This is a genomic window from Bacillus sp. EB01 (assembly GCF_000613125.1).
In the GTDB taxonomy this organism is placed as follows: domain Bacteria; phylum Bacillota; class Bacilli; order Bacillales; family Cytobacillaceae; genus Bacillus_D.
Genome location: NZ_HG964497.1, coordinates 231,735 through 243,890, shown reverse-complemented (window position 1 = coordinate 243,890; position 12,156 = coordinate 231,735). Strand labels below are relative to the sequence as shown.

Annotated in this window: 14 protein-coding genes and 1 pseudogene; 13 read left to right on the top strand and 2 right to left on the bottom strand. The window is 34.4% G+C overall.

From position 1 onward, the window contains the following. Window positions 1–248: 248 nt before the first annotated feature. The 7 genes from TY16_RS01045 (at window position 249) to TY16_RS01015 (ending at window position 5,355) form a co-directional block, all read left to right on the top strand. Window positions 249–812 (top strand): recombinase family protein, encoded by a 564-nt coding sequence (locus TY16_RS01045; protein WP_081773107.1) that lies wholly within the window; start codon window positions 249–251, stop codon window positions 810–812. A gap of 174 nt (window positions 813–986) precedes the next feature. Then, the gene (locus TY16_RS01040; RefSeq protein WP_043929809.1) at window positions 987–1,469 is read left to right on the top strand and encodes a hypothetical protein; all 483 of its coding nucleotides are present in this window, start codon (window positions 987–989) and stop codon (window positions 1,467–1,469) included. A gap of 147 nt (window positions 1,470–1,616) precedes the next feature. After that, window positions 1,617–2,291: a hypothetical protein gene (locus tag TY16_RS01035; protein WP_043929808.1), complete on the top strand. Its 675-nt coding sequence runs from the start codon at window positions 1,617–1,619 to the stop codon at window positions 2,289–2,291. Window positions 2,292–2,852: 561 nt separating this feature from the next. After that, window positions 2,853–3,035, top strand: coding sequence for a hypothetical protein (locus TY16_RS01030; RefSeq protein ID WP_043929807.1), 183 nt, complete (start codon window positions 2,853–2,855; stop codon window positions 3,033–3,035). A gap of 130 nt (window positions 3,036–3,165) precedes the next feature. Then, entirely contained in the window at window positions 3,166–3,687 is a 522-nt protein-coding gene (locus TY16_RS01025) for a hypothetical protein (protein WP_043929806.1), read from the top strand. A 238-nt stretch (window positions 3,688–3,925) separates the two neighbouring features. Continuing rightward, a complete protein-coding gene (locus TY16_RS01020) occupies window positions 3,926–4,399 on the top strand; it encodes a hypothetical protein (protein ID WP_043929804.1) in 474 nt (157 codons plus the stop codon). A 686-nt stretch (window positions 4,400–5,085) separates the two neighbouring features. Beyond that, entirely contained in the window at window positions 5,086–5,355 is a 270-nt protein-coding gene (locus TY16_RS01015) for a hypothetical protein (protein ID WP_043929803.1), read from the top strand. Window positions 5,356–5,514: 159 nt separating this feature from the next. On the opposite strand, the gene TY16_RS01010 is transcribed toward TY16_RS01015, so the two are convergent. Together TY16_RS01010 and TY16_RS01005 are read right to left on the bottom strand one after the other, a co-directional pair. Continuing rightward, on the bottom strand, window positions 5,515–5,910 hold the full coding sequence (locus TY16_RS01010) for a hypothetical protein (RefSeq protein WP_043929802.1): 396 nt from the start codon (window positions 5,908–5,910) through the stop codon (window positions 5,515–5,517). Between the two features lie 185 nt (window positions 5,911–6,095). After that, entirely contained in the window at window positions 6,096–6,962 is an 867-nt protein-coding gene (locus tag TY16_RS01005; protein WP_043929801.1) for a hypothetical protein, read from the bottom strand. Between the two features lie 385 nt (window positions 6,963–7,347). Between TY16_RS01005 and TY16_RS25500 the strand changes: the two genes are divergently transcribed. The 6 genes and pseudogenes from TY16_RS25500 to TY16_RS00975 all read left to right on the top strand — a co-directional run bounded on the left by TY16_RS25500 (window position 7,348) and on the right by TY16_RS00975 (window position 12,018). Next, entirely contained in the window at window positions 7,348–7,881 is a 534-nt protein-coding gene (locus TY16_RS25500; protein ID WP_231505544.1) for a DUF4367 domain-containing protein, read from the top strand. A 122-nt stretch (window positions 7,882–8,003) separates the two neighbouring features. Next, window positions 8,004–8,549 (top strand): annotated as a pseudogene (gene spoIIP, locus TY16_RS00995) (stage II sporulation protein P); the annotation flags it as partial. A 272-nt stretch (window positions 8,550–8,821) separates the two neighbouring features. Continuing rightward, complete coding sequence (locus tag TY16_RS00990) at window positions 8,822–9,115, top strand: hypothetical protein (protein ID WP_043929800.1); 294 nt, start codon at window positions 8,822–8,824, stop codon at window positions 9,113–9,115. A gap of 500 nt (window positions 9,116–9,615) precedes the next feature. After that, window positions 9,616–10,452 carry a hypothetical protein gene (locus tag TY16_RS00985; RefSeq protein WP_043929798.1) on the top strand — a complete coding sequence of 279 codons (837 nt, stop codon included), beginning with the start codon at window positions 9,616–9,618 and terminating at the stop codon, window positions 10,450–10,452. Between the two features lie 13 nt (window positions 10,453–10,465). Then, window positions 10,466–11,008, top strand: coding sequence for a hypothetical protein (locus tag TY16_RS00980; protein ID WP_043929797.1), 543 nt, complete (start codon window positions 10,466–10,468; stop codon window positions 11,006–11,008). Window positions 11,009–11,328: 320 nt separating this feature from the next. After that, window positions 11,329–12,018 carry a hypothetical protein gene (locus TY16_RS00975; protein ID WP_043929795.1) on the top strand — a complete coding sequence of 230 codons (690 nt, stop codon included), beginning with the start codon at window positions 11,329–11,331 and terminating at the stop codon, window positions 12,016–12,018. Window positions 12,019–12,156 lie beyond the last annotated feature (138 nt).

Here is a 12,156-nt window from a genome sequence, read left to right as displayed (position 1 = left end):
TGTAAAAAAGGTCGTCAAATTTTGGCGGCTTTTTATTGTTTTTTGGAGAAGGTCTATATTTTGAAATCCTGAAACATAATAATGTTAGTTCGAAAAACGACCGTTTATTTGACCAATTGTCATTTAATTTAAGGGATCGTTTTTTTCTTTGTAAAACAAATAAAAAATATCCGGAAAAGGGTACGGAAAATGATTTTTCCGAAAAAACATCCAAAAACCCTTTTTCCGAACAACAGGAGGAAAACAATTTGAAGCTGGGTTACGCACGTGTTTCGACTGACGACCAGGACATGTTGATGCAGATCGAGGCACTGAAGGCAGCCGGTGTAGAAGACGAAAACATATACAAAGAGCATGTTTCCGGAATGAAGAAAGACCGTCCGGAACTCCAAAGGCTGCTGGAATTCGCACGTGAGGGAGATGAGATCGTTGTCATGAAGCTAGACCGGATCAGCAGGAGCCTCAAGCATCTGGAAGAGCTTGTGGAGAGTTTTGAAAAGAGGAGGATACATTTCATCTCGCTTCGTGAAAAGATTGACACAACGTCTGCTATGGGGAAATTCTTCTTTCGGATGATGGGTGCGATCGCGGAGCTTGAGCGTGACATCATTTCCGAACGCACAAAAGAGCAACTTGCGGCAAAGAAAAAATCCGGGATTAAGCTTGGTCGTCCGAGAGTTGACGCTGAAGCGCTTGAAATGGCTTTTGCACTCCATGAATCTAATCGTTATTCCGTTGCGGAGATCACCAAGAAAACCGGGGTTAGCCGGACAACTTTTTACGATTATCTTAAAAATCGTCCTGTAAGCTAGGGCGATTTTTTCACTTTGTTATTAAGGAAGTTATTACCTGTTTTTATCTATAAATGTAAATTCTTGCTATAATTATGAATAAAGGGTGCATTTATCGGTGGGGAAGTTGATAAAGGAACTCAGGTGATAAAAAGGAATAATAATCGATAAGAATATACTAAAGGGGGAAAATTAATGCGAAGTATGTTTATCTTTTTGCTGGGGTTTGGAATGTTATTAGCAGGTTGCTCAACTAAAGCAAGTTTTAAAGAAGTCGAGGTTTATAAGGCAGAAGATATATCATTTGAAGATGGTTCGGGTAGAGTAACCATTTCATTTGAGGATGCAATGCTCGATGATGGTGCCATTGTAGATGGAATCATCGATGTAATCGTATTAGCAAAAGGGTTGGATCCAACAGCCAAATACGAAATCTCACTTAGGGGAGGAAATAACCGAGGAGTTGATTTTGGACCTAAAGAAAATGTTAATTTGCGGCTTGGAACTATGGTTGGGGAGACGGTATTTCAGCCTAATCAGCAGGGAGAACTGTTTGTTTCAATGAAAAACCCGTTAAGGATTATTTCAAAAGCAAAAGAAGTGAGAGTTGTTGTTTCAATAGATGGAAAAGAAGTATTAAGGTCTGAACCTTTTATAATGTCGAATAAAACTCCTTAATAGGTGAAAAATGTGATATGACCGAGAAGGATTGATGACCCTATTGTTGAATTGGGTACGTTAATCAGGAAAGCTTAACGCAATTTTGTGGAATCCCTTAAGAAACGGGGCGGGGTACTTGAACAATAGATATAAAAGAGGTGAGCTATGATATTTTTGAAATCAAAAAAATTCCTTGTTTTATCAGTGATTTTATTTAGTATAATCGGATTCATTTTCTTCTTCTTTTACGGGACACCATGGAATATGATGTCATACAAAAGCGAGTTTAAAAGATATTTGGAAAATAAATACAATGAGGATTTTGTAATTAAAGAGATCTCATATGACCTTCTACCCGGCGGAACATATCATGCATATGCCTTTTCTAAAAACAACCCAGAAGTAACATTTCACGTAGGACAGGATTCTAAGTTAGACGAAATTTACGATTCATATCACCATGAATTGTGGAACTATCAAGCAAGAAATGAGATAACTCCTATTATAGAAGAGATATTTCCTAATAAGTTTAATCATGCGGCAGAGGTTATGGATATTTTAACCCCCAATGTTACAAATAGTTCAAATGTACCTAATTATATAGGTGTGGTAACATTACAAATTGGGATCGCTATGGATAACACTGAGATTACTGAAGAGAACGAAGAAACAGAAATGAAAAAGGTATTCAGACTATTAGAAGCATTAAATGAAAAAGATGTTAATATTGGTCACTTTGGAATCGGCTATCAAAATAAGACATTGCAATTAAGTCCAAGTGAACTTAATTCCGTAAAAAATTATATGGATTTAAAGAAGTGGTTAAATGATTACAAATAATGTTAGTTCCTAATTCAACAACCGTGCGCTTTAGTTATTTAAAATGGTCGCCATACACTGGCGACTTTTTATATTTTTGCGGAAGGAACAACTTACAGCAAAGAAGAAAATCCGGAATCAAGCTTGGTCGTACCGAAACGGCTTACGCTTCATGGGTCATATCGTATTCCATCGATGAGATAACAAAGAAATATTTTATCGCAAGAGTTAGAATATTTTGGTAAAATTTAAAAGGAACTAAAACTTTATTTAAAAATGGTAATTAAAGCAGCACTATTTTAAAACGGGGACGTGTTATATGTTTTATTTTCTTTTTCTTTATTTAAGCCCGATTATTGCTATTATTTTCTTTGCTAATTGTGTGTCAATCCTTAAAAAGGTCAAAGAGGGCAAGGATGTTTACCATCAAACCATTCTATGCTCCATCATGTTTGGGTATATTGTTATGTCTATAATATGGTCAGTATTTCTGTCTCATTAACAAAAAACACATTGTCTTCAGCCAACTCATTCAGTGACCAGTCTAAATTGTATTAAATACATTTTAAAGGTGGGATGGTTATGTCTGAAAAGGACAGAGAAAGATTAAAGGCTAAGGAACAACAAAAAAACCCAGGCGGCACTTTCAATAATGCATTAGCCCAGGCATTTACGGGAGCGCCAAGTAGTGGTTGCCTAATTAACATAATTTCAGTCCTAATGGTCTTAGGAATTATTCTATTGGTAAGAGCGTGTTCAAACTAAGAGGTCATATGTCCGGAAACTTTTCAAATAGTTATGAGAAAGGAATAGTGATCGAAGAAAATGCAGGAAAGTATAGAAAACAAAAAAATAATTAGGGAGTTGTATTCCAATAAAACGAAAGAAATTGTTTATGGTTCTCATATGTCTTGTCGGTTTGGTTAGCATAGCGGTTTGGTATTCCATTCCAAAAGATATCAATCAAAAATTTGATGGATTCGTGTACGGAGTTGGAGGGAAAAGCAATCAACTAAATGAAAAGGTTACAATAACAATTAAAGGGAGTTTGTATAAAAAAATATTTAACCAAGATCGTTTTAAAGGTACCATTGATATAAAAGGTGATGTGCCAAAAGATATTATTATTGATAATAAGGAAGTTGAAGTTGTTTTTCTTGGAAACAGCGGCACTTTATCCTTCAGGGATTATTCCCACCCAACCGACCGTAACATCTATGGCAATCTCTATATAAATAATGATTTTAGTGAACTAACTATTATCGTTAATGAACTTGTTGAATCTGGAAGCGATAATGCTACTTATGAGTGGAATCCTGAAGATGGGCTATTAATTTCCGGACCAGCAACAAATAGAAAAGAAGCAATAAGCATATCAAACAAATTAAATGGGGACTTAGTAATACCCCTCAAATAGAAGCATATTTGTTTAAGTTTATTTCGACAATTGGTTGGGTTAAACTAAGTCCTTATTCAACAAACGGGGCAGGATAGTGCAACAAGAAGTGTCTTCAGATTTATGCAGATTTACAACGGTAAGTAAAGAAAGGTTTGCATACAACGCTTTGAAAACTGTTATATTGAAAGGGTTTTTAGCCTATTTGTCGAACACATATCACGTATAAAAAGCGTAATAGTTTAAAAGGAGAGAGCCAATGACTTTATATTCTGTACTTGTAGCCAATAAACCACTACCAACAATTGATTGTACTGGAATTGTAGAAATTACAGTAAAAGAATTAAGAAAATTATATCCGATTACTGAAGATACACCTAAACAACCCTGGCATTCAATGCCTGATGATGCAATGATTTTACACGCACCAGACGAATCAGCTTTTGGACAGTTAAATATATTTGAATGGAGCAATCCACCTTATGACTTAGAGGATTATAATGATAAACATTATGTTTACTGTATCGAGGGAAATTGGAGTTCAGTGTTTTTAAATGATTTGTTAAATTATTTGAAACAATCCATTAAAAAAGAGCAAGAAGCCGAATTAATCCGTTTTTGGGCAGGCGAATATGATCGGAAATTAAAAGAACGACATATTAACATTGAAGAAATCGAATTACATCATCTTGAGAATTTAAAGAGTGAACAATACGTACGTATAGTTTTTTGATTGAATAATTTTAGTAAATGCATAAACTTGCATACTTCTCATTATTGTAGTCCAAAAAAATCCACCGAGATTCCAAAAAGATTGCGTCTTCTTGCACGGATAGCACATTTAAAGAATTATGTTTATGAAGATTATAAAAGATTGTGAAGTATTGTACTTAAAGTAACGGGTGCTAATGTTAAAGAAAATAATGTGCAAAAGAATGGTTGGAGCAAGCAATGCTCCAACCATTTTCTATGCTAATTTACTCACTAAATTGCCTGCTGATTGTGGTGCGAATTACTATGTGAATAGCACTGGTAATTGGAATTTTGTATTTCAAAACCGAACCCGTTATAAAATTTCGTTGGAAGTTTTATTGAACAGATCGGTCAAAGGGTTAGGCGGCACTTTTATATTCGAATAACGGGGCTTCCTTAATTGAACACGCAGCAGGTCTAATAAAAGAACATAAAAAGACCTTAGTGAAAGGAAGACTAACACTGAGGTGTGAATATGATAAGACAATTAGGAATATTATTCATTGTTTGTTTTATGGTCTGTCCCAAAAGGACTAACGCCTTTTAAGTGGAATTCCTTACTGAACAAATGGGTCAGTTTAGTTGAAGTAGAAATAAATCCCAATTTATTCAATATTAATGTTATAATGTTTATATATTCAGAAAATTGTGCAAGGGGGAATAATCTTGAAGAAAAAAGATTTTGTTTTGTCTATAATTTTGAATGCTTTTTTAGGCTATTTATGGATTCTTTTTGTTGATCATATTGTAGGTATCGCTAATTCCATGGAAAACGTATTTTTTATAGGGGGCATTATCATCGTAATAGGAACCTTTTTATTCTTTGAGATTGTCAAAAGGATTACCCCATTTAATGAATATAAAAATACTCATCCAATAAAATTAGCTGGGTTTACCTCTTTTCTATTAGTTGTAATTGGATCTGTATTAACTTAACAAAGATTATTCAAGAATTCTAGATACGGTAACCAGGGATGGTTATCGTATTTTTTACTTCGGTTTCCAGTACCTAGGCTTCCGCGTATACCTCTGTTCATAGCCCGTGTTATCCAAAAACGGACATTTATAAAGCCACAGCTCAATTGAGCTGTGGCTTTATAAATCAGAACTAGTGGAAATGAGCCTTTCCAATTCGGCATCAAAAATAGCCTTCTTCATTTTTCCATCCTTGGAGACGGAAACGAAGACATACACTTGCCGGTTGGGATGATATCCCTCTCCCCCGGTTCTTGATCTTCCGTATTTGTCTGCCCTTGCAAGAACATTATTGATGTCCTTGAAAGTGGTCTTTTCCCGGATGTTCAGTTTAGCGTTTTCGTATTCAGTGTACAGGCTTTTGTCAATTGAATTGTAAAAGGTGTCAGCATCCTTAAATATCTTGCTTGAGTTATCCGGATATTTGCTCCACGGCGGCGTCTCTGCACTTGCTAGTACGTTTACAGAGAAGACGGTGAGCAAGATGAGCGCTACAATTATGCCAGCCTTTTTCATTGGATCACCTCTGGCATAATATCCCCCCGTAATGGGGTAGTTATTCATTATGAAGAAGGAAAGACTGGAGCTGTAAAAAATACTGGAATATGCCCATGAGGTTGACCAGATAGTGGTCATAATAAAAGGCGTAGATTCCGAGACGGATCTACGCCTTTTAAAAATTTGTGAAAAGTATGGTTGGATTAAAAGATTGATTTAAACATTAACCATATAATTTGTTTTAATTTATATCCCTCATTTTGAAAAATGGAAATTGTATCAGTGATGGCGGAATAAATTACGAATATAAATGCTAAGCCTGCGAGAACCCAATTGTATATATTGCCTTTTTGATTTATATTTTCGCTTTTATCCTTTTCTAGCTTATCTATGATATCCATGTTGTTGGATATTATAGTAGAAAGGAGCTTTTCATACCTGTCAAGCTCCTCGTATTCCTTAATTATCAACGCATCATTGTCTCTTATTTTAAACATTAATTGATTTTCAGTCAGGGCGTTCAAAAACCGTTTTAGTTTTTGCTCCTTCGTAGTAATCTCATATGTAATAATTTTGTCCTCGTCTGTTGATACCCGATTCAATTTGAGGTTAATGTTGTTTATTTTGATTTCTCGCAGATACCTCGCATATCCATCATAAACTTGCTCCAATAATTGCAAAACTCGAATATGACGGTCTTTCAAAAGTGAAATCAGGGATTTAAGGATTGATAAGACAGTTTTTTCAATTTTATAATTAAGAACTAGGTACTTCTTAATCAAATTTATTACATTTTTCACATCACCCATTTCCCGGAAAGTCACCTTAGTAACACTGTCGATTGGCTTTAATATTTTGATTCCGACCCTTGCCTCTAATTGGTCAAACTCTTTTCTCCTTAAATCGATTTTGCTTTTCCAGTATTTCCAGCCTGATTCTTTATGATATCCTTTTTCTGTTATATAGTTCTCAATCTCATTTAACCGATAGATGTTTAACCTTGCTTTTTGAAAAGCTGCGAAAGCATCCTCGATATGAATTTTTTCGTGATATTCCCTAATAATCATCATCTTTCTCTTTCCCCTCATACCCCATTTTCTTAATATTACCAATGGGAATTGAAACAGTAAAATCACCCGCATCTGAATTGTTTTGAATGCACAATTCCGGACCACTGGGGAATGCTACATCCTGCTTATAATAATTTTTACAAATTTCTTTTTACAGTATCTTGCCATTAATAGATGCTCTGAAAGAGGGGTAAACAACCGGAAGGTTTTATTATGTAGATATAACAGAACATATGTTGAACTAAGAAGGAAAAAAGATTGGTCAAAGGGTTATGTGGCACTTTAATATTCGACTAACGGGGCTTTCCTTGTTGAACACGCAGTAGGTCTAATAAAAGAACATAAATAGACCTTAATGAAGGAAGACTAACACTGAGGTGTTTATATGATAAGACAATTAGTGATATTAATCTTTGTATATTTTATGATCCCTGTTTCTCCTAATTTCTCAAAAGCCCTGGAATTATCTGTTCAAGAAAAAGAAATTAAATATAACCATAATAGTATTACTATTCCTGAAATTAAACAGAACGTCCATTTTAACGTCATTGTACCAAAAAATGTACCGGATGATTGGACTTTGGAAATCAAAACCTACCCTTGGGGAGCCAAGACCAAATTCACCCATTTTAGATTGCATTATATGGATAAAAACGATGAAAAAATGATGGTTAGTATCAAACAAATAAAAGGTTCAATGAAACGAACTGAAGAGAATAATCAAAATGCTAAGTCAGTGAGCATAAATGGCTATTCAGGCAATCAAATAAAATGGGGAAATGACGGTGAAGTGGACAGTAAAGGAGAAATCGTTACTGGAGGTATACTTCAGTGGACGCAGGAAGGAACTTATATAGAAATGTATAGTTCAAGAATACCTATGGAGAATATGTTGGAGATTGCACGGTCAATGAAGTAGTCATTTAGAAAAAACAAGCGAAAGCGTTTTTCCCATAAGGACTAACACCTTGTTAGTGGAATTCCATATTGAACAAACGGGGCAGTATAGATAGTTAATCCCAAAAAACAGTTCTTAATCGACTTGCGGCAAATTTAATGAAAAAAGGAATTGGGGTGGAGCACGATAAAACAAATGTGACTAAAGAATTGCATAAAAGAGGCTGGGAGACTTCACAAGCTTATAATTTATCAAGAAATCTTGTTCAGGCAGCTGCTAAAAGCGAAAGTAATCAACTAAACTATTTCATTGATATACATCGTGATTCAGCAAGGAGGGAGATAACAACTAAAACCATAAATGGAGTAAGCTATGCAAAAGTATATTTCGTTGTAGGTCAAGCTAATAAAAATTATCTTAAGAACCTAGAAACAGCTAAGAATTTGGATGCTATGTTAGAATCCAAATATCCTGGAATTAGTAGAGGAGTATTCCTTAAACCAAAGAGTCAAGGAAACGGTGTGTATAACCAGGATATTTCTAATAATGCAATATTATTGGAAGTAGGAGGAGTAGATAATACATCAAAAGAACTTGAAAGGTCAATTGATGTTTTTTCGAATATTTTAGCTGAACACTATTGGAAATCAAACGAGGCAAAAGAGGTGAATGGAGATGGAGATGATTAATTCATTACCATCGTCTTTAAAATGGCTTCTATTTACACTTTTTAGCAGTACGTTAATGTATTTCCTTACCGGGATTTCTCATATATCTTTATCGACTTTAATAACTGGTCTTTTTTTTTCAACTGGGTATTTATATAGAGAAAACCTTTAGGCGAGGTTATGTACGGGTGCGTTGATCCAAGAAGGATTAACCGCCTTTTTTGTTGAATTCCTTATTATGCTACGGGCAGGTTAGTTGAGTAGGTAGGTAATTAGAAAAGGGGGTAATGGAGGTGTTGAAACCAATGATGAAGGTGGCAATTAGGTTTTATGTTTTTGCTTTTTTACTTTACTTCATCAGTTTTCTTGGAGGCTTTTCAATAGGCTTATATGTACTATTGCCTACCATTTTTGTATTTTTAATTGGAATAGCAGTGAATCTGGGATTATATAAAAGAAGGAAGAATTATGCGGTGCCAATTATCACTACAATCGTAATATGCGGTATAACCTATCCTTTATGGCATTTTTTAGTTCATAATGTTGATGATTTTTATATCTTCTATCCTTTTACATTTTTCATGTAATACTTTTATTTAAATAATGGATGCTTATCTTTAAAATCATATAAAAATTATCGTGCTAATGCAAAATGTCAGCTTTTCGTTTTTTTTCGGTCAATATAAGTTGATATGGTTAGAATAACTGCAGCAAAACCATAACAGAAGCAAACCCTTTCCATCTTAAGGAAGGATCACTTGCTTCTGAATCACTTTCTTCTAACTTAACTTAACCGGCGGTTTGTTGTATCACTTCGGTTTCCGGTTCCTGCGTTTCCGCTAATATCTCTGTATCATATCCGTCATAATAAACTTCTGAATAGGCTTCGAACTGATTGTTAAAATCAAATAAAAATAATCCTGATTTTGATCCGGACCAGTTGAATTAAAGGATTCACTGATGACATTAAATTGCCGACAGTGAATCCCTTTTTATTTATATTTTTGCACATAGATTATTTATCTTAATAACAGGAATTTTTCAACTTTTTGTCGAATTACTAATGTAAAAAAGCGGGGGAGATATTATGGTGAAGGAACGAAAAACAAAATTTATTGCCGCAAAAGTAAATATAAATGAAAACATTTTTTCGGATAACAAACAACAGTTGATAGACTTAATCCCAGAAGCAATAAAAGTAAAAAAAGAGTATCAAAGAAACACTTGGACTTGGCAATTCACCGATGTAGATGAAGAAGGTCCATTTATTGTCGGAAATTTAGTGAAATCCAGATACGAAACTGTTGATGTAGTGGATGGGGATAAAACAGAAATCTTTTCTATCCCTAAACCAGTTGCGAACAAAAGCCGTTTCTTGTACCATATCGAAAATGAGGTCGTGATTTTTGAAGAACGTGAACTTGATCGGTTTGAATTTATAACTGGTTTTTCCAATCTGGTTTACAGAAATAGCTTTAAAATAGGAGAAATAAAAATAAATTTCATTCCCAAAAAGGATGAGATACTAAGTAAAATTCGATCTATGGAGATTTTGACTAAAATCGAATTTGACATTATTCCTCCCAATATGATTGAAAAAAATACGTTTAAGGGTTTAAACGAAATAATTAATGACGAAAACGCAACCCGTATGAAAACCGTATTCGAAAATAAAAATGGCTTAAATAAGGATGGAGATTTCATTAAGGAAGGTATTGAAATGGTTTCAAACGCATATGGTGAGGTAAAAGCCTATGGTTATAATTTCGAGCCTAGGGCAAATAAAAAGGGAAATAAAAAAGTCAGAACAAAGTATTTTTCACAAGATTCCATCTACTTGAGGCGTTTCGAAACTAAAGATGAAGACGAATTATTTATTAAAATGAAGAAATTTGCTATTGATATGATAAAAATTTTGCTATGACGGGGGAAGTTAAATGGATACGAGGGGTGACAAAATAGACCTGGACGACTTGTCCTTTATTGGATTTTTGAAAATAGTAAAACTCCGAAATATAACCATAAAATATCCGGGTACATATATAGCTTTATTAGGTAGCTTTCTTTTTTATAAATACATAATCAACGGGAAGGATTTTGATTCTGAAAAGGTGACTGCTTATCTGGGTGACACCGTTGTCTCTGTATCAGCTTCCTTATTAGGAATAATAATTGCAGCTTTAGCGATATTGATTGCTTTAGCAATGGGGGAAGTTGCCCACCTATTGTTAAAAAATAAAACTTTGCAAAAACTTTTATTTCCTTTCTGGTTAGTTACCGTTTTTTGGGGTTTATCAACTTTCCTATCGATTTCTATTTTCTTTTTTCAGCCGATTTTTAATGGATTTAAATACTTTTATTTTCTATATTCTGTTGAAGTATTTATTTTTATATATGCTCTATATGCAACAATAGGTCTTATAGGTAGTTCAATTAAAATAATGATATTAGTTGCTCGTCTTATTCCTAAAAGTAAATGATTAACTAGGTATTATTAATTCTCAGGAATGATAATTGTATTGATGTGTTACCAAAGTATAAGTGGCTAATAAAGTTATAAGCCGACAGTAACGGAAAGTTTCGCTTTTAAATATTTTGTTGAATAAATTCCGAGCCATCCTTCCAGGATGGTTTTTTTATTATTTTTCAAACTTTGGTACATTATTTTTTGTCTTTAAATGTTCACAAAAATCAGTAGAAACACAAATGTTGAAATGTGTAAAATATGGTAAAATTGTGACGTAGTGCCATTTTACATCATGCTTTTACATAGATAATTTATTATTAAGGAGAGGGTAAAATGAGCTTTGAACGGTCGATTCTCAAGCAAGACATGGTTGTAAACATTCTGGATACTTCACGTATTCCAGGTGGCACAAATGCCGATGTAGTCAATATTGATACTGTTGTACACTTGCGCACCCCTGAACCCACTCAAATCACATTATTTCTACCGCAAGTTTCCGGAGATCCAGAACAATCTTATATACGGTTACTTGAGGAAGTCGAGAATCGCCAGGAATTTAGCTCTCCATTTGATCCGGAACAATTAGATGCAATGCCCGAAGAAGAAAGAGAAAAATTCAAGTTGGTTGAAGCACAGTTCCGCGAACATTGGGAAGCTATGAAAGAAGAAGCGAGCAAAGTAAAGTTGTCTTCTCTAGATCTACAACCTGGAGATCAAGAATTAAAATTCTTCTTGCATAAAGAGTTATCCCCGTTACCTGAGAATCCTAACACCTATGAATTGAAATTTATCGCTCCATTTAGCAACTTTACGACCAACGACGGACTATTTACCATGTCTCTCATAATTAATCTGCCGCGAGGTGCTACCTTATTAAGCCAAGAAGCAATTAATCCACAAGGGGGTCCGCATCCGGAATTGAGGTTTCAATTAGAACCAAATGCTTCCAACGGAATTGGCAGACATGTACTGGGGTATTGGATGCAACATGATCCGATTTTCACTGTTCGCTACAGCTATTAATTTAGCAGCCTCCCCGATTTATTTGCAGTATATGATTTCTAGAAAGAATAATAAAATGAACATGTATTAAAGATTAACCATCCTTTGGATGGTTTTTTTTATGGTAAACAAGGAACACATGTTCTATAATTGATTAAA